Origin of the sequence: Jiangella alkaliphila, assembly GCF_900105925.1 — a bacterium.
GTDB lineage: Bacteria > Actinomycetota > Actinomycetes > Jiangellales > Jiangellaceae > Jiangella > Jiangella alkaliphila.
The window spans coordinates 405,750-430,030 of record NZ_LT629791.1; the positions used below are offsets into that span (position 1 = coordinate 405,750).

General features: G+C 67.2%; 26 protein-coding genes and 2 tRNA genes. 14 read left to right on the forward strand and 14 right to left on the reverse strand.

Annotated features, from left to right (window positions below):
• Positions 1-92 precede the first annotated feature (92 nt).
• Entirely contained in the window at positions 93-383 is a 291-nt protein-coding gene (locus tag BLV05_RS01925; protein ID WP_046766664.1) for a LysR family transcriptional regulator, read from the forward strand.
• Positions 384-499: 116 nt separating this feature from the next.
• Here the strand turns inward: BLV05_RS01925 and BLV05_RS01930 are convergent, their stop codons facing one another.
• Entirely contained in the window at positions 500-850 is a 351-nt protein-coding gene (locus BLV05_RS01930) for a metallopeptidase family protein (protein WP_046766663.1), read from the reverse strand.
• A 68-nt stretch (positions 851-918) separates the two neighbouring features.
• Here BLV05_RS01930 and BLV05_RS01935 point away from each other — a divergent pair, with 68 nt between their 5' ends.
• The 3 genes from BLV05_RS01935 (at position 919) to BLV05_RS01945 (ending at position 2,720) form a co-directional block, all read left to right on the forward strand.
• The gene (locus BLV05_RS01935) at positions 919-2,448 is read left to right on the forward strand and encodes a metallophosphoesterase family protein (protein WP_052762083.1); all 1,530 of its coding nucleotides are present in this window, start codon (positions 919-921) and stop codon (positions 2,446-2,448) included.
• 66 nt (positions 2,449-2,514) lie between these two features.
• A tRNA-Glu gene (locus tag BLV05_RS01940) sits at positions 2,515-2,587 on the forward strand.
• Between the two features lie 55 nt (positions 2,588-2,642).
• Positions 2,643-2,720: transfer RNA gene (locus BLV05_RS01945), tRNA-Asp, on the forward strand.
• 13 nt (positions 2,721-2,733) lie between these two features.
• Here BLV05_RS01945 and BLV05_RS01950 read toward each other — a convergent pair.
• Entirely contained in the window at positions 2,734-3,858 is a 1,125-nt protein-coding gene (locus BLV05_RS01950) for a tyrosine-type recombinase/integrase (protein WP_046766662.1), read from the reverse strand.
• Between the two features lie 336 nt (positions 3,859-4,194).
• Between BLV05_RS01950 and BLV05_RS01955 the strand changes: the two genes are divergently transcribed.
• Positions 4,195-4,419 carry a helix-turn-helix transcriptional regulator gene (locus BLV05_RS01955; protein ID WP_046766661.1) on the forward strand — a complete coding sequence of 75 codons (225 nt, stop codon included), beginning with the start codon at positions 4,195-4,197 and terminating at the stop codon, positions 4,417-4,419.
• Positions 4,420-4,432: 13 nt separating this feature from the next.
• Here BLV05_RS01955 and BLV05_RS01960 read toward each other — a convergent pair whose 3' ends face one another.
• Both BLV05_RS01960 and BLV05_RS01965 read right to left on the reverse strand, forming a co-directional pair.
• Positions 4,433-4,654: a hypothetical protein gene (locus tag BLV05_RS01960; protein WP_046766660.1), complete on the reverse strand. Its 222-nt coding sequence runs from the start codon at positions 4,652-4,654 to the stop codon at positions 4,433-4,435.
• Entirely contained in the window at positions 4,641-5,426 is a 786-nt protein-coding gene (locus tag BLV05_RS01965) for a DUF2637 domain-containing protein (protein WP_160312704.1), read from the reverse strand. Before BLV05_RS01965 ends, BLV05_RS01960 begins: the two co-directional genes overlap by 14 nt.
• A gap of 565 nt (positions 5,427-5,991) precedes the next feature.
• On the opposite strand from BLV05_RS01965, the gene BLV05_RS01970 reads away from it, so the two are divergent.
• The 4 genes from BLV05_RS01970 to BLV05_RS01990 all read left to right on the forward strand — a co-directional run bounded on the left by BLV05_RS01970 (position 5,992) and on the right by BLV05_RS01990 (position 8,468).
• Positions 5,992-6,285, forward strand: coding sequence for a uracil-DNA glycosylase family protein (locus BLV05_RS01970; RefSeq protein ID WP_052762081.1), 294 nt, complete (start codon positions 5,992-5,994; stop codon positions 6,283-6,285).
• Positions 6,286-6,695: 410 nt separating this feature from the next.
• Positions 6,696-7,280 (forward strand): hypothetical protein, encoded by a 585-nt coding sequence (locus BLV05_RS01980; protein ID WP_046766659.1) that lies wholly within the window; start codon positions 6,696-6,698, stop codon positions 7,278-7,280.
• Positions 7,281-7,570: 290 nt separating this feature from the next.
• The gene (locus BLV05_RS36820) at positions 7,571-7,960 is read left to right on the forward strand and encodes a uracil-DNA glycosylase family protein (RefSeq protein ID WP_197683502.1); all 390 of its coding nucleotides are present in this window, start codon (positions 7,571-7,573) and stop codon (positions 7,958-7,960) included.
• 295 nt (positions 7,961-8,255) lie between these two features.
• On the forward strand, positions 8,256-8,468 hold the full coding sequence (locus BLV05_RS01990; RefSeq protein WP_046766658.1) for a hypothetical protein: 213 nt from the start codon (positions 8,256-8,258) through the stop codon (positions 8,466-8,468).
• 123 nt (positions 8,469-8,591) lie between these two features.
• On the opposite strand, the gene BLV05_RS01995 is transcribed toward BLV05_RS01990, so the two are convergent.
• Genes BLV05_RS01995 through BLV05_RS02005 form a run of 3 tightly spaced genes read right to left on the reverse strand, consistent with a single transcriptional unit; the run spans position 8,592 to position 10,449 of the window.
• Positions 8,592-8,819 (reverse strand): hypothetical protein, encoded by a 228-nt coding sequence (locus BLV05_RS01995; RefSeq protein ID WP_083421259.1) that lies wholly within the window; start codon positions 8,817-8,819, stop codon positions 8,592-8,594.
• Positions 8,820-8,873: 54 nt separating this feature from the next.
• Positions 8,874-9,533 (reverse strand): Cap15 family cyclic dinucleotide receptor domain-containing protein, encoded by a 660-nt coding sequence (locus tag BLV05_RS38465; protein WP_046766656.1) that lies wholly within the window; start codon positions 9,531-9,533, stop codon positions 8,874-8,876.
• Position 9,534: 1 nt separating this feature from the next.
• Complete coding sequence (locus BLV05_RS02005; protein ID WP_052762079.1) at positions 9,535-10,449, reverse strand: nucleotidyltransferase domain-containing protein; 915 nt, start codon at positions 10,447-10,449, stop codon at positions 9,535-9,537.
• Between the two features lie 478 nt (positions 10,450-10,927).
• Between BLV05_RS02005 and BLV05_RS02010 the strand changes: the two genes are divergently transcribed.
• On the forward strand, positions 10,928-11,260 hold the full coding sequence (locus BLV05_RS02010; protein WP_052762078.1) for a DNA/RNA non-specific endonuclease: 333 nt from the start codon (positions 10,928-10,930) through the stop codon (positions 11,258-11,260).
• Between the two features lie 71 nt (positions 11,261-11,331).
• Here the strand turns inward: BLV05_RS02010 and BLV05_RS02015 are convergent, their stop codons facing one another.
• From BLV05_RS02015 to BLV05_RS02025, 3 genes are all read right to left on the reverse strand, one after another.
• Positions 11,332-11,742 carry a hypothetical protein gene (locus BLV05_RS02015; RefSeq protein ID WP_082154918.1) on the reverse strand — a complete coding sequence of 137 codons (411 nt, stop codon included), beginning with the start codon at positions 11,740-11,742 and terminating at the stop codon, positions 11,332-11,334.
• 345 nt (positions 11,743-12,087) lie between these two features.
• Positions 12,088-13,455, reverse strand: a complete 1,368-nt coding sequence (locus BLV05_RS02020; RefSeq protein ID WP_152690555.1) for a restriction endonuclease subunit S domain-containing protein — start codon at positions 13,453-13,455, stop codon at positions 12,088-12,090.
• The gene (locus tag BLV05_RS02025) at positions 13,452-15,443 is read right to left on the reverse strand and encodes an N-6 DNA methylase (protein ID WP_046766654.1); all 1,992 of its coding nucleotides are present in this window, start codon (positions 15,441-15,443) and stop codon (positions 13,452-13,454) included. The genes BLV05_RS02020 and BLV05_RS02025 overlap by 4 nt, the downstream gene beginning before the upstream one ends.
• A gap of 901 nt (positions 15,444-16,344) precedes the next feature.
• Here BLV05_RS02025 and mobF point away from each other — a divergent pair.
• On the forward strand, positions 16,345-20,103 hold the full coding sequence (gene mobF / locus BLV05_RS02030; RefSeq protein WP_052762077.1) for a MobF family relaxase: 3,759 nt from the start codon (positions 16,345-16,347) through the stop codon (positions 20,101-20,103).
• On the opposite strand, the gene BLV05_RS35405 is transcribed toward mobF, so the two are convergent.
• Complete coding sequence (locus BLV05_RS35405; protein ID WP_157524174.1) at positions 20,104-20,268, reverse strand: hypothetical protein; 165 nt, start codon at positions 20,266-20,268, stop codon at positions 20,104-20,106.
• A gap of 119 nt (positions 20,269-20,387) precedes the next feature.
• Between BLV05_RS35405 and BLV05_RS02035 the strand changes: the two genes are divergently transcribed.
• From BLV05_RS02035 to BLV05_RS02045, 3 genes are all read left to right on the forward strand, one after another.
• The gene (locus BLV05_RS02035) at positions 20,388-20,624 is read left to right on the forward strand and encodes a hypothetical protein (RefSeq protein ID WP_152690554.1); all 237 of its coding nucleotides are present in this window, start codon (positions 20,388-20,390) and stop codon (positions 20,622-20,624) included.
• Positions 20,625-20,779: 155 nt separating this feature from the next.
• Positions 20,780-21,259 (forward strand): hypothetical protein, encoded by a 480-nt coding sequence (locus BLV05_RS02040; protein ID WP_046766651.1) that lies wholly within the window; start codon positions 20,780-20,782, stop codon positions 21,257-21,259.
• Positions 21,256-21,531, forward strand: a complete 276-nt coding sequence (locus tag BLV05_RS02045) for a hypothetical protein (RefSeq protein ID WP_046766650.1) — start codon at positions 21,256-21,258, stop codon at positions 21,529-21,531. Before BLV05_RS02040 ends, BLV05_RS02045 begins: the two co-directional genes overlap by 4 nt.
• Positions 21,532-21,602: 71 nt before the next feature.
• Here BLV05_RS02045 and BLV05_RS02050 read toward each other — a convergent pair whose 3' ends face one another.
• The 3 genes from BLV05_RS02050 to BLV05_RS02060 are packed head-to-tail and all read right to left on the reverse strand — an operon-like array spanning position 21,603 to position 24,237.
• Positions 21,603-22,418, reverse strand: coding sequence for a bifunctional DNA primase/polymerase (locus tag BLV05_RS02050; protein WP_052762076.1), 816 nt, complete (start codon positions 22,416-22,418; stop codon positions 21,603-21,605).
• Positions 22,415-22,882 carry a hypothetical protein gene (locus BLV05_RS02055; protein WP_052762075.1) on the reverse strand — a complete coding sequence of 156 codons (468 nt, stop codon included), beginning with the start codon at positions 22,880-22,882 and terminating at the stop codon, positions 22,415-22,417. The genes BLV05_RS02050 and BLV05_RS02055 overlap by 4 nt, the downstream gene beginning before the upstream one ends.
• Before the next feature lie 59 nt (positions 22,883-22,941).
• A complete protein-coding gene (locus BLV05_RS02060) occupies positions 22,942-24,237 on the reverse strand; it encodes a DNA cytosine methyltransferase (protein WP_052762074.1) in 1,296 nt (431 codons plus the stop codon).
• Between the last annotated feature and the right edge of the window lie 44 nt (positions 24,238-24,281).

Genomic DNA, 24,281 nt, shown 5'->3' on the forward strand with positions numbered 1-24,281 from the left:
GGTCCCACTTATAGCCGCTACGAGCGGCCGTTGCGCCGAGAGGCGTTCCCGGCCCGGCGCCCGAACCACCCTCCGTAGGCCACACTGGCCCGGTGGAGCTGAGGCAGCTGGAGTACTTCGTCGCCGTCGCGCACGAGAAGAGCTTCACGTTGGCCGCCAGACGGCTGCACGTCGTACAGAGCGCGGTCTCCGCGGCCATCGCCGCACTCGAGAAGGACCTGAAGGTCACCCTGTTCGAACGCAGCGCGCAGCGCGTCGTGCTGACGGAGGCCGGTGCGGCGCTGCTGCCGGAGGCGCTCGCCGTGCAGGACGCGGTGCAGGGCGCGCGCGACGTCGCCGGCGAGCTGGCAGCGGCTCCTGTTTCACGCCGGCCGACGGGGTGACGCGGCAGCTGAGCCGGCTGGACGACACCGCGCCCGGCTGGCGTGCGACGACGACGGCGAACGCGGCCCGGCTGTTCGGCGTGCCTGCGGCTGTTCCGGGCCGGAGGGCCTGACCGTCACGACCAGCCGAGCTCGTGCAGCCGCTCGTCGTCGATGCCGAAGTGGTGCGCCACCTCGTGCACCACGGTGATCAGCACCTCGTCGACGGCGTCGTCGGGGGTGTCGCAGATGCGCAGGATCGGCAGCCGGAAGAGCCGGATCGTGTCCGGCAGCACGCCGGTGTACCACTCGCCGCGCTCGGTCAGCGGCGTGCCCTCGTACAGCCCGAGCACCTCCGGTGCGTCGTCCGGAGCCTCGTCCTCGATGAGGATCACGACGTTGTCCATCATCTCGGCCAGTTCCGGCGGGATCTCGTCGATCGCCTCCGACACCAGCCGCTCGAACTCCGCCTCCGTCAGCTCCAGCACGGGACCAGTCTCGCCTGCCGTGCTGGAGCCCGACGATTGAGGGGGCGGAAATGTGTTACGAACAGAGCGTGGACGTGGCGACGGAGACGAGCCCTCCGGGCGACCAGGCCCGGCGGCGGGTGTGGCGCGACTACACCCGCACGGAGAGCTGGCCGCCGTGGCTGCGGCGGACGTTCACGCTGCTCAGCCCGGTCGCGCTGGCGCTGGCCGGGGCGTGGGTCGCGTTGACCATCGCGGGCACCACCCAGACCTACGTCGGCCCGCTGGCCATCGACGTCGCGTTCCGGCCGACGTTGAGCGGCGAGTCGGTCATCCACCTGGACCCGGTCGGCGCGGTCGTGCTCGACACGCACTCCGGCCCGGTGACGCTGGACATCTCCGTCCGCCAGGTCGACCTCGACGGCCTCAACGGCTACGTCGACAACCCGTCATCGCTGGCCGGCCTGGACGAGGAGATCACCGCCGGCATGCAGGACGTGCTCGTCGACGCGGCGCTCCGGGCCGCCGTCACCGCCCTCATCGGCGGGACGCTGGCGGCGGCGCTGGTGCTGCGATCGGTCCGGCGGACGGCGCTGGCGGCCGGCGTGGCGGGGGCCGCGGTCCTCGGCAGCTACGGCCTGACGGCGCTGACGTACAACCCCGAGGCCGTCCGCGAGCCCGCGTACACGGGGCCGCTGGCGGCCGCGCCGCAGCTGATCGGCAACGCCGAGGACATCGCGACGAACTTCGACGCCTACGCCGACCAGCTGGCCGGCTTCGTCGCCAACGTCGCCGCCGTCTACGACACCACGCTCAACCTCGAGACGTTCCAGCCCGGCGACGACACCATCCGCGTGCTGCACGTGTCGGACCTCCATCTCAACCCGGCCGCCTGGGACGTCATCGACGCCGTCGCCGACCAGTACGACGTCGACGCCATCGTGGACAGCGGCGACATCGTCGACCAGGGGACGCCGCTGGAGAACTCCTACGTGCGCCCGATCGCCGAGCTCGACCGGCCCTACGTCTTCGTCAAGGGCAACCACGACTCCGTCGCGACCGCCGCCGCCGTCGCCGCCGCGCCCAACGCCGTCGTCCTGGACGGCGAGCCGGCCGAGGTCGCCGGGCTGCGGTTCCTCGGCGCGCCCGACCCCCGGTTCACGCCGGACAAGTCCGTCCGCGGCGTCCCCGACGAGGTGATCCGCGAAGGCACCGAAGAGTTCGCCGACGACGCCGCCGACCTCGAGCCGCCCCCTGACGTCATCGTCTTCCACGACCCCAGCCACGCCGAGCTGTTCGACGGCATCGCCCCCCTGGTGCTCTCGGGGCACGCGCACAAGCGCGACACGTACGTCCTCGACGACGGCACCCGCGTCATGGTCCAGGGCTCCACCGGCGGCGCCGGGCTGCGCGGACTACGTGACGAAGATCCCACTCCGGTCAACCTGTCGGTGCTCTACTTCGATCCGGAGACGAAAGCGCTCGTGGCCTGGGACGATCTCACCCTCGGCGGCCTCGGCCAGACCAGCGCCGAGATCGACCGCCACCAGGCCGGCGAGGACGACGGCGCCGCTCAAGGCCCCGAGGACCCGTCGCCAGCTCCCGATTTGGATAACTGAGCGCGTCATCCTATGCTTTCAACGTCCCGAACGGCGACGAGCCATGGGCCCATGTCGTCAGATCTGGTCCCCATCGTCTAGCGGCCTAGGACTCCGCCCTTTCAAGGCGGCAACGCGGGTTCGAATCCCGTTGGGGATGCGGTGCCCGCTTCGGCAGGCCACCGGGGTAGTACCGGTAAGGCAGTACAACGCAAGGTCCTGTGGAGCAGTTCGGAGTGCTCGCCGCCCTGTCAAGGCGGAGGTCGCGGGTTCAAGTCCCGTCAGGACCGCCAGTATCACAGCAGGTCAGGACGCCAAGGCAGGTTCATCAAGATCATTCGCCTTGGCGTCCGCCCACGTTTCGCCCACACGGCGTGCGATCTCGTCGAGCCGTTCGGCCACCGCCTCGAGATCCTCGTCGAAGAGATCGGCGTACGTGTCGAGTGTCATGCTCGCCTTCTTATGCCCGAGCATCTTCTGGACGGCCTTGACGTTCGCTCCGGCGGACACGGCGAGCGAGGCCGCGGTGTGGCGCAGCTCGTGCGGATGGAAGCCCGCGGGCACACCCGACTCGATGACAGCGCGGTTGAACCACGATCGCTTGGCACCGCCGACGCGGAGTACCGCACCGCGCGGGGAGGTGAACACGAGGTCTTCCGGCGCCTTGCCGACCAAGTGCCCGGCGAGGTCGTCGGCGAGGAATCGTGGGATCGGGACCCAGCGCCGTTCCCAATCCTTCGGCAGGCCCCAGTCCAGCTTTCCTCCGTTGACCTCGGTCACGCTCTCCGCGACATGGATGCGGCGGCGCAGTAGGTCGACGCGCGTGACCCTCAGAGCCGCCAGTTCGCCCCAACGTAGGCCGCAGTAGGCCAGCACCAGGATCACCAGCCGTCCCTTGTCTCCGGCGGCGTTGGCGAGGTCGGCAACCTGGGCGGGATTCAGGTAGCGGTGTTCTGCCGGTGTGACTTTGGGCAGGTCGACGTCCTTGGCCGGGTTGGACGCGAGCCGTTTGGACCTGACGGCGTAGCCGAGCAGTTGCGACATGACTCGATGGATCTTGACGACCGAGCCGGCGGACTGGCCGGCCACGGTGAGTCCGGATATCCAGTCCTGAACGTCTTCATGGGCGACGTCGGCGATCTTCGTTGTGCCCCAGACCGGGATGATGTGGGTGCGAAGGATTCCGGCGTACCGGTCGCGCGTCGATGCCTTCCGCGACACCTTGGTGGCAAGCCATCGTTCCGACCACTCCGCCACGGTGATCTTCCCGAGTTCCGGCGCGACGTAGGTGCCGGTGACATGCTGTGTCGTCTGCTCGTCGAGCCAACGCTGAGCATCGACCTTGCGGTCGAACCGCTTTTCACGTTGCTTCCCAGACGGTTCCCGGTAGCGAGCGCGCCAGCCGCCGTCGCGCTTCGTGACGGTGGCCATCAGCTTCGTCCCCCGCCAGTGACATCGCAGCGGGCCCGGGCGGGTGATGGCGCGAACTGCCCGACTCCACGCTGGTGCTCGGCGGATCGAATGCCGCCTTCGGCTTCTTGCTGCCCGCTGGGTTCGTGCGAGCGGCTCGGTGTCTTCTCCATCGGTGGTTCCCCTCTTCTCGACCGCGACCGCCTTGGTCGAGAAGTGGGTGGGGCCGGCCCGCGCACCGCTGGCCATGATCCGCGGAGGGGACCCGTGGCCGTTACGTCACGGCGCAGCTCTCAGCGTGCGCGCGCCAGGGGCCTACCTGGCCTTCAAGAACTGGCACCGGCGAGAGGACGAGAGATGCGCACCAACGACGAGATCAACTCCGGAGGTGATCGCCCGGACCGCGTGCTCACCCTCGATGAGGTCTGTGCGATGACACGGGAGACGAAGGCCACCTTGCGCTACAAGCGGCACAAGGGTGAGGCGCCCTACCTGTTCAAGATCGGTCGCCGGCTCGTCGCCTATGAGCGCGACGTCGCCGCACACATCGCAGCCCGGAAGGAGGCGACCAGTCGCAGCTGACGCCGAACGGCGGCTACGTGATGGCAGCGCCGAGCACGATCACCGCAAGTTCGACGGCCAGGGCGACGGCGGCGAGGACGAGCGTGAGCCGCACGGCGCTGCCCAGGAGGTGACCCCAGCCCTGGCCTCGTGATCGATGCGCAGTGGCAGCAACCGCGAACACCGCGACGACGCCTGCGCAGCTGAACGTCAGGACGGCAACGGCGATGATCGCGGCGACCTCAAGAAGTCCCATCTGCCGGCCACCTCCCGTTGCCGTGCTGGGCAAGATCGGTCGCGACGTCTGGGAGGGCCGCTCGAATGGCCCGCAGTCGACGACGCCCGGTCGCAGACGACATCCCGATGCGCGCAGCGACGTCGTCACCGGTCACCGTCCGCCCCGCCTGCGTCTCCGACGCCACCCACGCGGCCAGCGAGTCAGCGTCGCCCCATGTCCTGCGCGGACCGTCCCAGGCCCCCGATGACGCTGGCTCGCGCGCCGAGTCGGGCCGCGCGTCAAGAGCTCGGTCGCTCGGCCGGGCGGGTCCTGTTGCCCGCCCAATGCCGTCATCGCTGGTGTCGTACGCCGTCGGCCCACTACGATCCGCGGCTCCTGGGCTTCGGCGCCGCGCCATGAGCAGGACGACGATCAGGTGGCTGATGATCAAGAGAGCCACGGCGGGAATCGCGCTGACGACGGCCGCGACCGGCACGCTGATCACGTCCGTGTCAGCGTGCCTGGCAGCGTGCAGGCCGTTCCCGGCGACACTCACCATCGCGAAGACGACCAGCGCGATGCCCGGATACCAGGCAGCCCTCGGAATGCGTTCGCTCAACACGACGGCGTTGATGGTGGACACGACCATGAACCCGTCCACCACGAGTGGCCAGATCCACACCAGCTCAGGACGTAGACCCGCCGCGAGAGCCAGCTCCCGGAGCGCATCGAACGACAAGGTGAAGGCGCCCAGCGCCAGCACAACGTCTGCGAACACGGTCACGATGAGCGCAAGGTCAGGATCGCTCACCCACGCCCGGAGCCGATCACCAGCCGAGGCGCGTCCGCCCCGCCGCCGTTCCCACTCCATCCTGCTCGTCGCCATATGGTCCTCCCTGCAGCTCGACAGCGCCCCATGGCGCTACTGCTCAGGTAGGAATCCACCGCGCACCCTCGGATTGCCCTCCCCCGACTACAACGCTAGGAAAGGCAGCGTGTCAGTCGGTGTCCCAGGTCGGGTTCCAGCGGCTGGCACACCAACGCCGAATCCAATCGGCGCAGCTCGTTGGCTGCTCAGATCGTGCACGCCAACCGGAGCAGCCACCGTTCATCGAAGGCGAGTGCCCGTCATGTTCACGCGGCGGCGGCTGCCACCGAGCACCAGCCCGCGACCACAGGGCAGCTCATGATGTAGCAGTCGGCGAGGCCGCTATCGGGGCATTCGTCCAGCTGTAGTCGACAGTCCAACGTCTGGGCAGAGCCGGTGTCTACCTGTCCACCACCGCCGCAGGGCTCGCTGGGGTGGTGTTTGCTATGCATGTCACAATCGGGGCCGGGCGTATATGTCCCTGTCGAGAGGCGATGTGGCGAGACTGATGGCCGACCCGGCGTTCCGCGCCGAGCAGGAGCGTGGCCGGTACGCGCCGCATGTGCGGCCGATCAACGAGTTTGTCGACACCCTGCGGGACCAGGACGGGCGAGGCTGGATGCCGCACGTCGCGCCGTTGCATGGCGGGGTCGAGGCCCGGCTGTTGTCGCTGCTCCGCGATCCGGGCCCGAAGACACGCGACGGTGTCGGGTCGGGCTTTCTGTGCATTGAGAACGACGACCCGACCGCCGAACTCCAGGACATCGCCTTCCGCGAAGCCGCATCGACGCGAGCGACCTGACGCCGTGGAACGCCTACCCCTGGTACACCAACTGAGCACCCAGCGCGGCCCAGCGAGAATCCGGCGTAGAACCCCTGGCCCGGCTCATCGCGATGATGCCGCGCCTGAACGTCGTGCTCCTCCAGGGCGGCGACGCGCAAGACACCCGGCGTCGGTTGACCAGACGACACCCCGAAACGGTCGCCGCCCAGCGCCTCGAGGTCATCAACTGAACAGACGATCCGAGTCCGAGCGTGCTGCTGTGCACGAGCAAACGCGCGAACAACGAGAAGCGCTGCTCGCGCGGCACCTCCGACATCATTACGACGGTGAAGACGTAGGCCAGCCGTCAACTGATGCGCGGATCCATGTACTGGAATGGAACTGGTAGACGTCATTGATCTGACGGTCGCAGAGGAAGCGAGGCGTGCGTGCTGGTCGAAGAGAGCAGTCTTACCGAGGCTGCGAACTCCATCTGGCCTACGTTGGCTGCGGTTGTCCTCGGTGGCTTGCTGGCCTGGGCGGGCCAATGGGTTCAGACGATACTTCAGGAACGCTCCGCCATACGGCGTCGCAACCACGATGCCGCCCGGATGGCGCAGCAAATCGTCCTGGCGTACGTCCGGCGCGTCGGTGAGATTCCAAGCGACCGGAGAACCTTCGAGCAGCGGCACGAATTTGAGAAGCTGACCGACGACTTCAGTCTTCAGGTGATCAGCATCACGGACGACACCGTACGGGGACGCCTGCTATGGATCGGTGAAGCGCTCCATGACCTGGACTCGATCTATGAGGAGACCTTCGAATCCGTCGAGAGCGTGGCCCGACGGCTCAAGGTCTGGACCGAGTCAGTGGTCGGTGCCTACCTGCGGAGCGAGGACCAGCCCGCCGAGTCCGCGGACATTGCGCGTTACCGGGAAGCGCTCGTTTCGGCGTATGCGCGATACGCGGAGCAGGCGGAACTCGAGGAGGAGTACAGACGAGAGCGACGCGAAGGGGATGGATCGTCCTCCTAGCAAACGACCTCAGTGCTTCGCGCCCCATGCGCAAGTCGGGCTGGTACATGCGCGAAGGTCCTCGTTCTCCTGCCAGGTCACACCCGGCACTTCGACGAACAGGCTCTCCACCTCTGAGCCGCAGTCCGGGCATCGATAATCCTGCACGATGCGCTTCTCTGCTCTTGCCATGAACCCGTCCCTTCAGGAGTCGAGAAACTCCACCGGCCCTTCTACCAGACGCCCCGGACGTAACTGCACCCACGGCCACGCCGTGTTACGGTCGCGCCGGAGTCGGGACAGGAGGATGCGTGGCGCGACGCATGGCCGATGAAGCCTTCCGGCTGGCGCAGGAACGCGACCGCTACGCGTCGCACGTCCGGCCGATCAACGAGCTGGTAGACGTGCTGCGTGGCGATGGTCGAGGCTGGATGCCTTACGTGGCGCCGTGCCACGGCGGTATCGAAGCAGGCATGCTCTCGGTCCTCCGTGACCCCGGCCCCAAGACCCAGGACGGCACCGGCTCGGGCTTCCTCTGCATCGAGAACGATGACCCCACGGCCGAGTTGCAGAGCGTCGCGTTCGCTGCGGTTGGCATCGCGAACAGCGACTTCACGCCCTGGACGCCTATCCCTGGTACATCAACCGACAGCCGTCCCGCATTGAGCTCGACGCCGGTGTGGATGTCCTGTTCGATGTAGTCGGTCACCTCCCCCAGCTACAGATCGTCCTGCTACAGGGTGGCGACGCCCAGCGCGCCTGGCGCCAACTGCTGCGACGTAACCCTGAAGTCGGCGCACGACGGCTTGAAGTACTGAGCACCTACCACCCGAGCCGGCAAGCCCTCCGAACACCCGATCCCGTGGTCCGACAGGCGCGTCAGCAAGCCCGACTCGACACCTATGCCCGAGCGGCGCAGCTGCTTCGCGGCGGACCCACGTGACCTACTGACTGGATCAAGTTCCACAGTTATGGTCACTCCGTGGGTGAGAGCCAATGACCAAGCCAGACGAGCGCCGCTGGCTCGTCATCACGCCCGAGATCCAATCTGCTCTGCTCATTGCGCTCCTTCGCCGAGCCGGCGGCGCGGTGTCGTTGCCCATCGCGGAGATCCTGGAAACAGCGGACGTCACCTGGGAAGTCGAAGCCACTCAGGACCTCGAGGCGCCCGACCACCTACTCATCCGCCTGCGCGAGCGCCCGCCCTGATTGCCCCACCTCGCGGGCACCAACCCCGATGACTGCTCTAGGCTGTGCTGGCGCCCGCTCCCGGCCATTAGTGTGACACGGGAGCGGGAGTCTTCATGTTCGACATGATTGCTGGTCCCCCGGCTATGCCGACTGGATGGCTACACCGATCGTGATCGCCAGGAACGCCACGGCAACGACCTGCACCACGAAGGCGACCTCGATGAGCGACGCCTTGCCGTTGTTGCCTAGCCTGTGCGACTCGATCGTTCTTATGTTGGCGAGGACGATGACGCGGCGCGCCTTGTCGGCTGTGTCGTTCCACACTCCGTCACGATCCCGCCATTCCAGCAGCTGGGCCGGCTCGATCATCTGGTAGCCCTGCCGGGGCGTGCGGGTGGGGTGTCTTGCGGGGGTTTGATCAGATTAGCGATCTGAACGCGAACTCGCCAGGCTCGCAGCAGCATGCTTCTCGGCCGCCTGAAAGGTCGCATGCCCCCTGGACCGGTCTATTAGCCGTAGCTCCATATCGCCCTTGGTATAGCGATCTGTGAAGTAGACGCCCGACATGTCGGTCGGCTTGAGATTTACGACGTCTATTCTGCAAGTACCCAGATGCATGCGGCTTCGATGTTCGACACCGGATCTTGGCTCGTTGGCGTAAACGAACGCCAGAGTGTCAACGTCAGCGACGCCGTCGCGCTCCCAGAAGAACGCTCGGCTGCGACTAGAACTCTCAGCGGTAACTTGTCGAACGTGCGCCGTCCAGAACGACTGGCTGACAACGAGATAGGCCCGCAACGGGCCACGGTTTCCCTCGGGTGGAATATGGCTCTCGTCGGTAGGCTTGAGCGTGACCTCCCAAAGCCCATCGATTCGCGGGCGACGGGTGAGTCGCTGAACGCCAGGCAGCTTCCAGAGGTACATGTCCCAGAGCGTCAACAGCCCTGCGCCGAGGAGCGGCAGGAGGGCCAGGAGCCGCACGGTCCAGCTGTCGAGTTCAAGGCCCGAGACGTATAGAAGGACGCTGTATACGGCGCCGGCCCCGATGAGGGCTAGGCGTACGACGAACGCGGGCCGACGCATGCTAGGACCCGTAGCCGAGGTAGTTCCACGCCGCCATGACCAGGTCTTTGCCGTCGCCAACCGACCACTTTTGATGACCCTTAAATAGCCACTTCAGCTCGTTCGGTTCCACCCAGTCAGCATATGCAACACCGTTATCAAGATTCTCCCAGAGGTAGGCCAAAGTCTCGCGGAATCCGTCATCAAGGGATCCGTACTTCAGAGTCGCCACGGGCACGTTGTACACGAGACACTCCATGAAGTAGGACGGGAGGTCCTTGATGACCTGGTCGGCGCTTAGCCGGTTTTCAGCGTTCTTAAGGGCTCGGACGTATTCTTTGTACCGGCGGCCAGATCGATCATTCAGATTACGCCCGTTCCGCAACTGTTGCCGTGGCCAGTTCTGGATCTTCTGCGCGCCATCGGTGGGGAAGACGCAGCTCCCCTCGTGGAAGGTAATCCCTGCAGGATCGTCATAGCGAATGAATGCGAAGCTTGGCACAACGTCAGCACTAGGTCGACTGTTCGGAACGGCGCTCACGTTGATCGCCACTGTGCCGCTGGTATCAACAGAGTCCTTGCCGAACTTGGCTTCAAGCGCGGCGCGCACAGCCGACCTCCAAGTGGCCGGCGTCCAGGGTCCGACGTAAGGTGAGTGCTTCCTGCCAGCAGGAGATCTGCCTTCGAGGTACTCGTAGTACTGGCAGTCCTGCAACTCCACGACAACATCGACGTCGCTGTCTCGGCGCACGTTTGTATTGTTCGGGTAGCTACCCTTTGTGTAGATCTTTAGCGTGCTGCCGCTGAATGCCGTGCTTCCATCGATCGCCTCCCGCACCATACGCTCGGCCCGTTCCTGCTGTTGCTGCTCATTCGCGCTCGACGGCTGAATCCAGTTGGACAACAGCAGCTGCCGGGCCGCAGGCAACATCGCCATCGCCCTACACCCCCTTGCTCCGCAAGGGACGATAGCGGACGGGACTGACACATCGGGGCGAGTGCCGTCCTATCAACTGCTGTGTTCGACCACGAGACTCACCGATGTGAGAGCCTGGAGCCACCAGGGGCCTCGCAGGGCAGGAGATCGTGGCATGACCGAACGGCCGATCGAGCACGGCGTCGACGGCCTACAGGAGGCACGCGACCAGGCGGCACGTGAGGTCGACCGTGTCGCCACTCAAGCCAAGGCCGCGACCGACGGCATCACGCGGATGGTCGAGGAGGCCAAGGTCCGCCGAGGTGCCGAGAGTCCCTGCCGCCGAGGTGGCGGATCTCGGTCAAGCCATCCAGGCCGTGCTTGGCACGCTCGGTGACGAACTGCAGTCCCTGCTCGACGGCACCGCCAGCGATCTCGATCAGCTCGCCGGCCGGCCGGCAACTCGGCAGCTGTCGCCACGCCGGCCGCGGTCGCTGCAGTGCCCGACGAACTGCCCGTCATCAAGGTCTCAACCGATGCGCCCATGCGGCATCCAGCCCTCGGCAATCCGCCGCCGATCGCCATCATCGAGATCGACGGCGCCGTCCGTTACACCACCGACAGCCTCGGTCGGGTGATCCGAGCGCAGACGGTACTGATCGAGGTCACACCCGATCAGCCGCGCGACAAGTCCGCCCAGGCCAGCCTGAAGGACAAGGTCCCCGGGGATCACGCCGGGCACATCATCGCGCGCATCCTCGGCGGCTTGGGCCAGCGCCTCAACCTGGTGCCGAACCTGCCGGCGTGGCATCCGGCACGGCAGTCTTCCTGACGAGGTGCCATACCCTTAGACGGCACAACGGCCCGGATTACGGCCGGGCCGTTGTGCTGACTAAAACATGATCAATCGTGATCGTGCCGGATTGCTTGCAGAAGCCGTCCGGAGCCGTCGTCCAGGCTCCAGAACGACCAACCATTTCGGTTGGCGTTCACGCTCGGCTTGTAGTGTTTGATGACACCGCGCGCAGCTGACGAGGGCGTCTTGAAGCTACGCCCACTGAGCGGGCCGCCCGTGATGTCGATACGGGTGGTTCGCGGATCAAAGCGGCCATACGTTCGGTGGCCGTCATAGTCGGCGAATACGGTAATGCCGTCTCCCTCCGTAGGTACGGTGGCACTGGCCTCTGGCTGTTGCCTGGTACTGGCCTGGGCCACGAGCCGAGCCACGATCTCGCCGGCTGTCGTTCCCGTCATCCGTGCTGCCAGTTCGAGCGACTTGTAGGTGTCCTCGTCAACCTCGACGGGTCTTGCCATCCAGACTCCCTTCCTGTTGTGATTGCTAAGCATGAGCAACATAGCGCAGGATTCGCGCATATAGCAAGTACTCTTCGCAAAATGGAGCAAACTGAGCAGACGCCTTGGCGAAGCCGCTGCTCACAGCCTTGGCCACGAGAGTTGGAGCGCAGCACGCACGCTCTTCATGGCCGGCCACGTCAGACGCAGCAGCGCGTGCTGCTGAGCTGTTAGTTGATGGTGTGGCAGCCGGGGATCGTCGGGCCCATCGGCGTTCGATGCGGCGCAGGCAGGGAGGTACGAGCGCGGACCGACCACGAGGCAGAGTGCATGGATGGTGTAAGCGGCGTGCGCGACCCCTTAGAGTCAGCCCGTCGCGATCAGCGCATCAAGATGATCCTCAAGGATCGCGATTGCACGCCGCATATCGCGCGCTGCTGCTGCAAACCGTGCCCACGCATCCTCCGCTTCGCCGGCGGCGCCGTCGTCAATGACTGGCACACGCAAGTCCTCAACGTCCCACGGATTCATGTGGTCTACGACGGAGCCGAACGAAAGCGCGTTGATCTGCAGGCGGGTCTGCCGAACATAGACAGCGAGCCAGAGCTCACCTGGGCGCACGCCGCTGCGCGGCTCGAGCCGCATCACATCGTTGCTCGCAAGCCAACCAGCTCTATCTGACGTCACGAGCGACGCGGCACCCTGTCGGCCCTCCGAGCGACCTACCGCGCCGAACACCGTCATACCTTCGCGCAGCTCGTAGTCTTCGGGGTTGCGAAATGATCTATCGGAGACGTGACGCAGGTTCACGGGGTCGAGCTGAAGCAACTGCCGACCTGACATGATGGCCCGCCCGTGCTCGGGACCCACGTAGTACCGCTTATACCTCACGGGCAGCGTTGCCCCAGCGATGTCTCCCAAGCGCACGGTGTCGGCGCCCCGCATCTGTTCGCGCACCGCCACGACCAACGGTTCGAAGTAGCCTGCGTCAAGTCGATCGACTGAACCGTCGGGGCGCCACGTCCAGCCCTCGCGCCGTGGACGGCTGTAGGTTGGCATCGGGAGCGTGACATCCCATCGCTGGGTTAGCTCACTCAGGCGAATCCTGGCCTGCGACGCGTGCGCGACAGACTGCAGTACTAATGCGGATGTAGTCGCCCTGACGTCATCCGACACCACCGGCAGCGGCACTGCTTTGACGTCATTGACCGTGATGTGGTCGACAACTGAGCCGCTCTTGCCTCGCCGCAGCAGAGCTTGCCCCATCCTGGTCTTGAGAAATGCCAGGACGTATGCCCTTGTCTCAGCATCATCAATCTCTATGCGGATAAGGTCATGGCTGAGAGCGAATTGCCCGAGAGTCTGATCGGCGACCGTCACGGGGCCGAGGTTCCGCCCCGAGCAGGTTTGGAGGATGGTCCCGTCGCGAGGAACGAGATCTTCTACCCCTGGATTACGTTGTCGTGAAAGACGATCGGCAGGAGCCGGCAGAAAGTCGAATACATCGTATGGGCGCAGGTACGGCACACCATCCTCGTCCGGTGCCGCGTAGGCTCGCGCAAACCGCGGTGGATCCCACACGTTAGCGACGTCACCCACCCGGACGACTTCAACCCCGGCCGCGCTAAGGGCGGCGACTTGTGCGCTCGCAGCCACCCCTGGGGAGGTGAAGAAGTGGGCATCCAGCCGGTCGTATGCATCCGTTGCGCCCAAACGGATGGTCGTCGTAATCATTTCTGCTCGCCAAGCCAGCGCAGGTAGGCGGTGGCGACGTCAGCGAGCTCGTCATCAATTTGTCGCTCAGAAACTTCAACGTTTTGAAGAATTTCTTCACCGGTCTTCGGGTCTATCGCAGCAACCGTTTCGACTCGGGTGATCGTCACGTCTTCGCCCGTCTCCGTGCGGCGGTACAGGATGTTGCCGCGCTTATCGTGACCGATGCGCTCGGCCACGGCCATGAACACAGGGTAGTCGAGCTTACCGTCAGCGGCAGCTGCGCGCTCATCGGCGCTAAGGCGTCGGCCCAGAACCATCGATGTCTGCGTATCGTTCTTGGGTTGGAACAGCTCGCGGGCCATATCAACCACGCCAAGCAACTGCACATTCTCCATCAGCCACGTGCGGACGTAACCCAGCGCAGGATTGTTCAATATTCCATTCGGGATCACGATCGCAAACCGGCCCGTGCCCGGCTTGAGCAGCTGAATGCAGCGCTCAATGAACAAAATCTCCGGAGGCTGATTCTTCTGCAAGGTCGGGGTCCCGTCGGCACTCAGGCGCTGTGTCCAGCGCCCGTCGACCCTATCCCACATAGTTGCGAGGTCATACTGCTCAAGAAGCTCGTGATCGTCGATGACGATGTTTGCGCCGAATGGTGGATTGGCGACGATACAGTCGATCGTGCCGAGGGCGATACGACTAGACGCCTCCGGCGACCAAGATCGCGGATTGGCGAGCGAATTTGCTTGCCACAACCCTCCAGACCCATCATTGTTCATGACCATGTTCATCTTGGCGGCCCGGACAAGGCCCGGGTTGAGGTCGAGGCCATGAACCTTCTGGGTGAAGTACTCGTTTCGTCGACGGAATAGCTCGTCCCGCTCCTCGTCAGTACCGCGCGACGGATCGTGCCACTGAGCGCGTTCTTCTCGCTCGATATGCCCCAGCGCATGATTCATCGCCGTAATAAGGAATCCACCCGTACCACAAGACGGATCGAGCAGCCTCTCGTCGGGCTGAGGGTTGAGCATCGTGACCGCCATGCGGCAGGCATTGCGCGGCGTGAAAAACTCCCCTCGATCACCGCGAAGGTTCGACCCAACGATCTCCTCATACGCGACGCCCTTGACATCGACCGGGCTAGCTAGAAGTGAATATCCCTGGAGTTGGCTCACCACAAACGCGACCACAGGCGGCTTGAGGTCGATCACAGTGTCCGAGGCGGCAAAGATTGCTCGATACTTGTTGAGTACCTTCGTCTCAAAGATCTTCTGGATCCTAGCTTTCGCTGACGCAGCGTTCGTGGTGCTCGTACGCTCCGTCGGGGTAACGTAGAAGTCCAGTTGCCGCGACCGTTCATCCTCGATTTTCGCGAAAATGATCTTCAGCAGCTCCCAGAACGCTTCCGCCTTCTGTTTTCCTTCGGTGCCAGCGATGTAGTTGTGGCAGCGGCGGAAGGCAAAGAGCAGGTTGTCAGCGGTCGCTGGCTTCAGGTCCTTGCGCTGCGGTCGTTGCGCCTCCGCCTCAGTCTGACCGTTCGCAGGTACATCGATGATCTCCTCGAAGGTGAAGCCACCACGGCCATCGGGCCGCTTCGCGATGCAATACTGTTCGTCGCCGTTGGTCCAGATGCCATACTGCGCGTTGAGGCATGCCGCGAGATAACTACGAAGCTGGCCAACGCCTTCTGTCCGGTTGCTTGGACTGGTACCAGCACGTTTGGTCTCGACCAGGATGTAGGCGTTCTCCTGCTTGTGGTCCGCGCCGGCGGCGAAGACCACGACGTCGACACGCTTCCTGCTTGATCCGACCTTGATCGGAAACTCGGGGCTACAGTCAGATGCCTCGTATTTGTACTGCCGAACCAGTGCCTTCTCGAGGTTCTGCCTGACGTACTCTTCGGGCGTATCCCGGACGTGCCTGCCCGTGAGGAAGTCTGCGACCTTGCCCTCGGGGATCGTCCCGGTAGCGATCGTCACGGGTGGCACGAGCTGGGTCGTCATAGCAGGCAACGTTCCTTCGGCGGGCGACAGGTCCGTCGATGCTACTTGCGCCTATGCGACCTCCGGCGGGCAGGTCATGATATCAAGCGTGCTACGCCACGTGTCGCGGCGTCCGCGGAGCCGTACACCCCGCATGCCGGAGTGCGCTACGGATGCTGCTCGGGTGATGGCCCAGCCGCTCCCCCGCGGCAGCCAGGGAGAATCCGGACTCGTACAACTCGACCGCCGCAACTTGCTCGCCGCTGATAGGACCCTGCCGTCGGAGCTTGACACCCGTGCTCGCGCAGGAGCTTCAGGACCAAGATGGCAGCACAGGGCACGGGCCTCTTCTTGATCACGAAGCGTCGACAACTTCATGATCAACAGGCCCGTGCCTGCATCCTAGTTACGACACGCTCACGAACGCCCTATTCGCGCGAGTTCTAAGTGCACTACACGTCTGGCATTGTGCGGCAGAGTCCGGTCGCGGATCGGCTTCGCGGTGCGCGGCGGGTCGTCACCGGGCCGTCATGGACGAGCAGTTCTCTACGGGTTCGAAGTCGTGTTGGGAGTGTGGCCGGGGGTTCGCGGCCCGAACGGTGACGCAGCGGTGGTGTTCGCGCCGGTGTTCTCAGCGGGCACGGCGCCGGCAACAGCGTGAGCACGGGCGAGCGGTGGCGGCTGAGCGCACACGGGTGTGCGCTCAGTGTGGGCGCTCGTGGGTTCCGGTGCGGCGTGATGCCAGTTTCTGCTCGCAGTCGTGCCGCGCGCGGGCGCGTCGTGAGCGTGAGCGCACCGGTGCTCGACGGCGTGCGTGTGGGTGGTGCGGACGGACGTTCGTGCCGCGCAGGGGAGATGCGCGCTCGTGCTCGCGCCGGTGCGCTCAGCGAGCACGACGGGCGGAGCAGCACCGGCCGGCTGATTGATCTCGGTCAAGCGGGTCTACGCCGGTGACGGCTACCGGTACCTGCTGCGCGGGATCGCCGATCAGGAAGATCTGCCCGGCGCGTCGGCGGTGACGAGCTACTACACGCAGCCGGGGAATCCCCATGGCCGGTGGATCGGTGCCGGGCTGGACGGCATCGGCGACGGCGCCGGCCTCGCCGTCGGGTCGAGGGTGAGCGAGCAGCAGTTGGAGCGGATGTTCCGCGACGGCGCAGATCCGCTCACCGGCCGGCCGCTGGGCCGCCGGTTCCATCAGGTGGTCGGGTGGCGTGAGCGCGCGGACATGCGCATCGCCGGGTTGAGCGCTCAACTGGGCGACGCTGACCGCACAGACTCGGTCGAGCAGATCGAGGCCGAGGAGAAGGCCCGCCCCACGATCAGGCCGGTGGCCGGGTTCGACGTCACCTTCTCCCCGCCCAAGAGCGTGAGCGTGCTGTGGGGGTTGGGCGATCAGGGTGTGCGCGAGCAGGTCTATGAAGCGCATCGGGCCGCGATCCGCGATGTCCTCGCGGTGCTCGAGCGCGACGTCGCGCGCACCCGGATCGGCAGCAACGGGGTCGCCCGGGTGGAAACCAAGGGGGTGGTCGGCGCCACGTTCGACCACTGGGACAGCCGCTCCGGCGACCCGCAGCTGCACACGCACCTGCTGATGCTCAACCGGGTCCAGGCCGCCGACGACGACCGGTGGCGCACGCTGGACTCGCGGGATGCTCTGTATCCGGCGGTGGTGGCGCTGTCCGAGCTGTACGACAACGTGCTGGCCGACCACATCACCGCCCGGCTCGGTGTCGGGTGGGAGAACCGCGGGACCCGGCACAAGGCGAAGAACGCCGTCTGGGAGATCGAAACGGTCCCGCACGAGCTGATCGCGGCATTCTCCAGCCGCAGCGCCGACATAGAAGCGGAGAAGGACCGGCTGGTCGACGCCTACCGGCGCCAACACGGCCGCAGCCCGAACGATCGGACCATCATCCGGCTGCGGCAGATCGCCACCTTGGCGACCCGCCCGGCGAAGGAGGTCCGCTCGCTGGCGGAGCTGACGACCGACTGGGCCGAGCGCGCTCACGTCGTTCTTCGTGAGGACCCGGTGGCCTGGGTCGGCCGTCGCACCCGATTCGCGCGGTCCGGACGTGAGCGCCCGCCGTTGTGGCGGGTGGATGATCTCGCGGCAGGCGGAGCGCTCGACCAGCTGGTGCGTGAGGCCTTCGACGAGCTGAGCACCGAACGGTCGACGTGGACGGTGTGGAACGCCCGCGCCGCAGTCGCGCGTGCCGCGATGCCCTACAGGATGAGCGACGCCGACGAGCGCGACCGGCTCGTCGCTGACGCCACCGCACGGGTACTCGCGATGTCGGTCGACCTCACACCACACGAGCGTGCGTTCACGCCTGCCAGGCTCCGTCAACGCGATGGCCGCTCGGTGTTCGCGTCCGGTCAGGTCTTCACCTCCGCCGAGGTGCTGGCCGCCGAGCGGCGACTGCTCGACGGGTTGCACGCCTCCGATGCGGCCGCGCTCAGCCTGGTCGCGATCGGCAACGCGACCCGCTCCCCCACCCGCGGCGGGCACCGGCTCACCGCGGATCAGGCCGACGCCATCACACGCATCGCGCTCAGCGGACGCCGGATCGACGTGCTGCTGGGCCCGGCCGGCTCGGGCAAGACCACCGCGCTGGACGTACTTCGACATGCCTGGGAACGCGAGCACGGCACCGGGTCGGTGATCGGGTTCGCGCCATCGGCCGCAGCCGCCGGCGTGCTGGCCGAGTCGCTGGGGATCCCGACCGACAACACGGCGAAGTTGCTGCACGAGGCCCGCCGCAACACCGATCGCCAGCGAGAGCTCGACCATCTCCTGCTCGCCCTCCCCGGGATCGGTCGAGACGACCCACACTGGCGCCACCACCTGCAACGCGCTGAGCGCACCTGGCCGTACGCACGGCCGTGGCACCTGCGCCGACCAGGCGCGATGTCGAACACCGGTCGGGCGAGGCTCACCTCGGCAGTCGGGAGCCGCATCACCGAACTCACCACCGAGATCGGAAACTGGCGCTTCGCCGAAGGTCAGCTGGTCATCGTCGATGAGGCGGCCATGGCTGGGACGCTCGCGCTGGACGCCATCGCCGGCGCCGCGGCGGGCGCTGGCGCGAAGCTGTTGTTGGTCGGCGATCACGCTCAGCTCGGCGCGATCGACGCGGGCGGTGCCTTCGGGATGCTCGCACGCGACTACGGTGACGACCTGGTGCCCGAGCTGGTCGCGCTACACCGATTCCAGGCGCCCTGGGAGGCTGCCGCGACGAGAAGCCTCCGCCGCGGTGACGCCTCGGTACTGAACACCTACCAGCGGCACGGCCGACTCCACCCGGGCGAGACCGACGAGGTCACCGATGCCGCCTACCGGGCCTGGCTCGCCGACGAGGCGGCCGGTCACACGTCACTGCTGATCGCGGCGTCAGCAGACGCCGTCCGCGAGCTGGCCATGCGCGCACGTGCCGACCGTGTGGCCGCCGGGCAGGTCGAATCAGGCGGCGTCGTCCTGCACGACGGCAGCCTCGCCGGCCGCGGAGACCGCGTCGTCACCCGCCACAACGACCGCCGCCTCATCACTGGACGCCACAGTTGGGTCAGGAACCGTGACACCTGGACCGTGCGGCGCCGACACCGCGACGGCTCTCTCACCGTCACACGGCATCACGGCGTCGGTACCATCACACTGCCCGCGGACTACGTCCGCCAGCACGTGGAACTCGCCTACGCGACCACCACCCACCGCGCCCAGGGCGCCAGCGTCGACACCACCCACGTGCTGGTCACCGGCACCAGCACCGCCCGCGAACTCTTCTACGTCGCCATGACCCGAGGACGGCTCGCCAACCACGCCTACGTCGCCACCGACCTCGAACCCGACGACCAGCACCTGGGCGACGACATCGAACCGATAGCGATCACTGCGCTCACGGCCGTCCTGCAGCGATCCGCTGCTCCGCGCTCCGCGCACGAAACCGCCCGCGATCTCCACGAACGCGCGGAGTCATTCGGGCAACTCGCCGACGAGTACACCACCCTGGCCGCCCAGGCGTTCGCCAACCACGTCGCCCGGATCATCGACGCCACCCCCCTACCCCACATAGCCGACCCGACGACATCGCCGGCCTACCCGGCACTCGCCGCCACGATCCGCTACGCCCACGACCTCGGCATCGACGTCCTACGGACGCTCCCCCAGCTGGCCACCCACCTTGAACCACGCTCCGACGATCCGATCGCGCACCTGCACCAGCGGCTCGCAGCACTCGTCGAGGAGGCCCGCCGGACCCACCGAGCGCGGCCCCTCCACCGCATCGCCGGCCTGATCCCGGCCGCGGTCGGCACCGCCGACCCCGCGCTGCGCCGCGCCCTCGACGAGCGGAAACGCCATCTCGAACGCCGAGCCGAGACGCTGGCCCGCACCGCGCTCACCAAGCGGCCTGCCTGGCTCGACGAACTCGGCCCACCACCGTCCACGCCGCGCGATCGCAGCAGGTGGATCCGCTGCGTGGCGACCATCGCCGCCTACCGCGAACGACACGACATCACCAGCACGCATCCGCTTGGCGACAACCCTCAGTCCGAAGACCGCCCAGATCTTCGCCTCGCCTTCAGCGCCCTACGCCGGGCACAGCAACTGAGTGGCCTGCTCAAGTCCGGCCGCGAGCATGCGCAGGCAGCCCGGAGTCGTCGCTCGGGCGTGGGACGGTGATCATTCGGCGTCGGGGCGCGATTCGTGCTCTGCGAGGTATGCCTCCAGCGCGAACATGATCAGCCCACCCATGGAGAGTCGCTGCTCCTGCGCGTACTGAGCTGCGCGCTCCCACAGGTCGACGTCCTGCTCACGGATATAGAGGTGCTTACGTTGGCTGGGCACACACAAATGGTGCCAGTGTGTGCGGCCAGTAGACCAACGTGTGACGAATGTGTGCTTGATGTGTGTCGTATGTGGGACGTATGCTGAGGCGAGGTTCAACTGAGGATCTGGAGGACGCAGTGAGCACTTCCCCGGACGACTGGCCAACCGAGCGAACGTTGGTCCTGCGCTACGACCCGGAGCAGGAGCACGAGTGTGTGATCGGGTTCAGCCCCGGACACGGCGCACTTGCGGTGACGTTCGGGCCGAACGAGCCGCCGCCGTCGACCCACAGGGACAGCGCGCTGCTGATCAACGCGCTGCGTTCCCTGGTGGTACCGCCACCGGCCGAGGAACGACCGGTCGACCACAGCTAGGCGTTCCTGCCCGGTGCACCAACACCGGGCAGGAACTTGATCCCCACCCTGGTATGAGCAGGAGGAGACCCGTGGCAACCGTACCCACCCCACCTACCCCTGATCGTCGTGACGTCATCGTTCGTGCACCATTTCTGAGTACCGATTTCGGCGAGATGGTCGCCTGGCACGACACCGAGGGACCCGCCATCGACATCCATCTCGAACCCCGCGACGCCGGGCAGCGCATCGACGTCTCGATCTCCCCGTCCGAGGCCCGCATCCTGGCCCGGCAGCTGACCGAGATCGCCGACACCGCGCAGCGGGCCGGCTGGACCCCGGCCCTGCTCGCCGACGCCCGGGAGCGGTACCTGCCCGGGCTGTCCGACGAGCAGATCATCGCCCGGCTCGACGCCCTGTCCGAGCGGCTGGGCGGGTTCGTGCTCGGATTCCGCGGCCGGGTCGATTGGCGGGCCGGTCGCATGCTGGTCGCCGAGACCGGCAACGAACTGCTCGACCGGGCCGCGGCCGCGGTCGACACCGCCGAGCAGCACCTGGCCGGCTACCGGCAGGCGGTCGACCAGCTCGGCACCGTCAAGGCCGAACTCGACCAGGTCCGCACGTTCTTCGCGCACGAGAGCGAGGTCGGCCGATGACCGCCACCTCGCCCAACGACGAGTGCGTCCTCAAGTGGTGCAACGAGGCCGGTGACCACGACACTCACCGGCAGTACGTCACGTCGCTGGTCGCCTGGCGCAGCACCTGGCTGATCGGGGTCAACGTCGTCCAGTCCGACGGTGAGCCGCTGCACGTCGAGCTGTCCGCCACGTCTCGGTGGTCCCCGCCTGCCACGGTGACGCTGAAACCCGACGAGGCCGAAGCGGTCGGGCAGGCCCTCCTCGAGGCCGCCACCCGCGCCACCCGCTGACCCACCCTTCCGGCTGGGCGCCGCTCCCCTCGGAGCTGCGCCCAGCCGAGCCTTGTTCCCGGTCGGTGGACCTACAGCGCCCTGGTGCTCGATCTCCCGCTGACGCCGCGGCGATCGGCGACATGGGTGACCACCGCCTCGGCTTCGTCCTCCGGCAGGCCGGCTCGCACGGCTGCCGCCACCAATGGGGCGAGGTCGGTGGACCCGTTGTCGACGGCTCGATGGGCGGCCCACAGCAGCCCTGGGTGCCGCTGCCCGTCGGGGCGGGTCTCGACGTGCCGGATCAGGTAGGTGAGGCGACGCTCGGCGTCACTGGCCACGTCGGCGGTGACCCGGGCTGGAGTCGGCCGATGGGGCGGGGCGAGGTGAGTGCGGATCGCTTCCCAGCCGACCGTGCTGGCCCGGTGGGCGTCGCAGATGTCGATGGTCTGGTATGAGCCGTGCGTGCCCACGAGGTGGACGCGTGAGGGCGGTACGAGGACGTATCCACCGAGCCCGCGGAAGTCGAGGCCGTGGGCGGGATTGCTGCCGCTGGGTTGCGCGGTGCCCGCGAAGTAGAGGTGCAGGCCGCGGGACGGGGTCACGACGGCGTGCGACCAGCCGTCGACAAGACCGGCTGCACGGAGCCGGCGGAGCGTGGCGTAGCCGGGGGCGCCGTTCTTGACGTCGACGTCGACGACGTCCCAGTGTGGCTGCCCGGTGGGCATGGCGACGTTCGCCGCCGGCCATCTCGCCCACCAGGCCCGGATGCGGTCGGGGTCCGTGGTCGCGGCGTAGAAGCCGTCCTTGACCAGTGGGCGCTTGCGCAGCGGCCAGCAGGGGAAGACGGCGATGCCGGCGGCGGCGTAGCTCAGCGCGGCTGCGCCCATGGTGTCGCGGTCGGTCACGGCGGTGGGCTGGTCGGCGGGCCGACCACGTCGTCGAGGTGGATGTAGAAGCTGGTGGTCCAGCCCGATCCTTCCGGGTCAGCGGCCCACGGCTCGACGCTGTCCGGGCGGTGCTCGCGCTGGCGGCACCCGGTGCGGGCCGCCCATTCGCGCAGGCGTTGTCGGCCGTAGGCGAGCGTGGTGTGCCAGTCGACGGCGGCGGTGGCCGGCTGTGCGGGGTCGTAGGCGATCTGCCAGGCACCGCGTAGTGCGGAGAGTTCCTCGACCAGCGCGGCGTGGCGGTACCAGCACGACGGCACGTCGCGCTGGTCCAGGGCGTAGCGGACGACGAGCCAGCGCACCCAGTCGGCCAGATCGTGCAGCGCCGCGGCGTGATCCTGCGGCTCGAGGTCGTCCCAGCGGATCGAGCGGGGAAGCTGCGGCGGCGCGCCGAGGAACTCGGCGAACGGGTCGGCGCCCTCCACACCGCCGTCCCGGTCTTGTCCGGGTTCGGCCGGGGGTCGCTCACCTGGACCGCGGCCGGTCATCGCGGCGCCCCCGGCGGTAGAGCCTGGCCGAGAATGGCCGCCGCGAAGCGGGGCGGCACGGCGTTGCCGATCTGAGCGAACGCCCTGGTGGCCGAGCCCTGCCATGGATAGTCCGGCGCGAAGCCCTGCAGGACTGACGCCTCCGCGATCGTGATGCGGCGGCTGCCCGGGCAGGCGGTGCAACGACGAAGCCATTGCCCGCCGGACTTGCCGGTCAGCGTCGGGGCCGGACGTCCGGCCTGCACCGGCGGTGTCGGATACCGGGTGCCGCAGCGGTCTGTGCTCACGCTGCGCCGGTCCAGTACCCAGCTGACAGCGTTCAACCGCTTCCCGAACACGAGCGTGGGCGCCGGCTGGTCGAGCCCGCGAGTCGGCCGTGGCCGACCGCCGCGGCCGGGGCGAGTGTCGGTGCGCAGGCTCACGCGCCCGCAGTGCCAGGTGTCTGAGCGTGCCTTGCTGGTGATCGATGGTGCCGGCTGATCGGTCGGCCGGTCGGGGCGGGCGCCGTGACGGGTCGTCCAGCCCGCGCCACGAGTGCGGCGGTAGGCCGCGCGGTGTCCGTCCGCGTCGCCGAGGGCGTCGGCCATGCTGACCCATCGGCGCCGGCCCGGCCCGATGAGGTTGGGTGGCTCGGGATGTTGGGCGTGCGTCGGTGGCGGCGGATGTGGGGTCCGGCCTCGGGCGGCTATGAGGATCCTGCGGCGCCGGTCCTGCGGGACGCCGTAATCGGCCGCGTTGAGCACGCCGCTCCATGCGCCATAGCCGAAGTCACGAAGGGCGGCGGTGTAGGCGTCCCAGATCGGGCCGACGGCCCGGACCTGCTCCATCACCACCCAGTCCGGGCTCAGCGCTGCGACCCAACGCGCCGGTTCCAGCACCAGGACCGAGATCGCGGCCGCGAGCGCAACGCCTTCGTCATCGCCGATCGACGCGACGCGCTTCAGCAGCTGGCGACACGTCTCAGCGACCTCGGTGATCGATATCGCGCCGTTCAGCACCGGCGCCACCGCGGCGGACAGCACACCCACCAGGTGGCGGCCGAGACCGGACCCGGCCGACGAGAACGTGGTGCACGGCGGGGAAGCCACCACCCCTCGAACCCTCCCGAACTGGAACGGGTCGAGCACGCTCACGTCGGCGCACACGCGTCGATGCCCGGCCGCCGTGGCGGTGGCGCACGCGTCCGGATCGTTGTCGATGCCGACGACGTCGGCCACGTCCAGCGAGCGCAGGCCCTCGCTCCACCCTCCCGGCCCGGCGAACAGCTCCACCACGCCGGCCTGCCGCGCCACCTCCCCGACGATGTCGGCGTCGTCGGCGGCGGCGGGTCGGCGAG